Below are 1861 nucleotides of genomic sequence, written 5' to 3'. Positions count from 1 at the left end.
CGGCTGCCGCCGTGGCGACCACCCGTCCCCGGGCGGCCGTACGGCGCTCCAGCGCGCCGGAGACGAGAGCGAGGACGAGCGCGGAGCCCGCCAGTGCGGCGCCTACCCAGTTGGGCGCGGTGTACCCGAAGCCCGTGGCGATGACGATGCCGCCAAGCCAGGCGGAGAGCGCGTTGCCGAGATTGAAGGCCCCGATATTGACGGCGGAGGCCAGTGTGGGAGCGGCGGACGCCTGGTCGAGCACCCTCTTCTGGAGCGGCGGTACGGTCGCGAAGCCGAGGGCGCCGATCAGTGTGACGGTGACGGCCGCCGCGACCTTGTGATGGGCGGTGACCGTGAACAGCGCGAGGACCACGGCGAGTGCGCCCAGGGACACATACAGCAGCGGCATCAGCCTGCGGTCCGCGAACCGGCCGCCGAGCAGATTGCCACCGACCATGCCGAGGCCGAAGAGCACCAGCAGCCAGGTCACCGACGAGTCCGCGAAGCCGGCGGTCTCGGTCATCATCGGAGTGATGTAGGTGATCGCCGCGAAGACACCGCCGAAGCCGAGCACGGTCATGGCCATGGCGAGCAGCACCTGCGCATTGCGGAAGGCCGCGAGTTCATGGCGCAGCCGTACGCCCTCGGGCCTGGCCTGCTCGGGTACGAGCCTGGCGATGCCCGCGAGCCCGACGACACCGAGCCCGGCGACCACGAGGAAGGTCGCCCGCCAGCCGGCGTTCTGTCCGATGAAGGTGCCGAGCGGCACACCGACGACATTGGCGACGGTCAGTCCGGTGAACATCATGGCGATGGCACCGGCCTTGCGTTCCGGCGCGACCAGGCCCGCGGCCACGACGGAGCCGATACCGAAGAACGCCCCATGGGCGAGCGAGGCGACCACACGCCCGGTCAGCATCAGAGCGAAGGTGGGCGCGAGCGCGGAGAGCACATTGCCGACGACGAACAGCCCCATCAGCAGCATCAGCATCCGCTTGCGCGAGATCCGGGTGCCGAGGACGGTCATCAGCGGTGCGCCGAGCACGACTCCGAGCGCATAGCCGGTGACCAGCAGTCCTGCGGTGGGGATCGAGACACCGTACTCGCCGGCCACCTCGGGGAGCAGCCCCATGATCACGAATTCGGTGGTGCCGATCCCGAACGCCCCGATGGACAGGGCGAGAAGCGCGAGTGGCATGGATTTCTTGCCTTCCCAAACGATTGCACCTGCGGCTTACATGCGCAAACAATACTTGCAAGCGCGGACTACTCGCAAACGCGGGATATTGCGTCGATGTCTTATCCTGGGAGCACAGGGGCCTCGGCACGCCCTCACGTCGCCCACAGGAGGAAGCCATGACCGGCACGGACACCGCGCTCACGGGTCTCGCCCAGGGCTGGTGTGCCCTTTCGGTGCTGCACGACAGGATCGAGGGACATATCGAGCGCGCGCTCCAGGCGGGCCACGGCCTCAGCCTCCGGGAGTACTCGCTGCTCGACGTCCTGAGCCGGCAGCACGACGGCGAGGGCGGCCATCTCCAGATGAAGCAGGTCGCCGACGCGGTCGTACTGAGCCAGAGCGCCACCACACGGCTGGTCACCCGGCTGGAGGACCGCGGTCTACTGACGCGCTATCTCTGCCCGACCGACCGCCGGGGGATCTACACCAATGTCAGCGAGGCCGGGCTGCGGCTGGTCACGGAGGCACGGCCCACCAATGACAAGGCGCTGCGGGAAGCGCTCGACGAGGCGGCCACAAAACCCGAACTGGCGCCGCTGGTCAGGACCGTGAAGTCCCTCGACAGCGCCCTGTGACCGGCTCGTCCACGCGAGAAGGGCCGGGCGGCGATCCTCTTCAGGGATCGCCGCCCGGCCCTCA

2 protein-coding genes are annotated in these 1861 nt (G+C 68.8%); one reads left to right on the top strand and one right to left on the bottom strand.

The window, feature by feature from the left end:
- Positions 1-1180: MFS transporter (locus tag GA0115259_RS38510; RefSeq protein WP_093605274.1), on the bottom strand; the 1180-nt coding region annotated here is incomplete at its 3' end.
- A gap of 158 nt (positions 1181-1338) precedes the next feature.
- Between GA0115259_RS38510 and GA0115259_RS38505 the strand changes: the two genes are divergently transcribed.
- The gene (locus GA0115259_RS38505) at positions 1339-1797 is read left to right on the top strand and encodes a MarR family winged helix-turn-helix transcriptional regulator (protein ID WP_093605272.1); all 459 of its coding nucleotides are present in this window, start codon (positions 1339-1341) and stop codon (positions 1795-1797) included.
- The last annotated feature ends 64 nt before the right edge of the window (positions 1798-1861 follow it).

This window comes from Streptomyces sp. MnatMP-M17 (assembly GCF_900091995.1).
In the GTDB taxonomy this organism is placed as follows: Bacteria; Actinomycetota; Actinomycetes; order Streptomycetales; family Streptomycetaceae; genus Streptomyces.
This window is presented reverse-complemented; position numbering and strand designations above follow the sequence as displayed.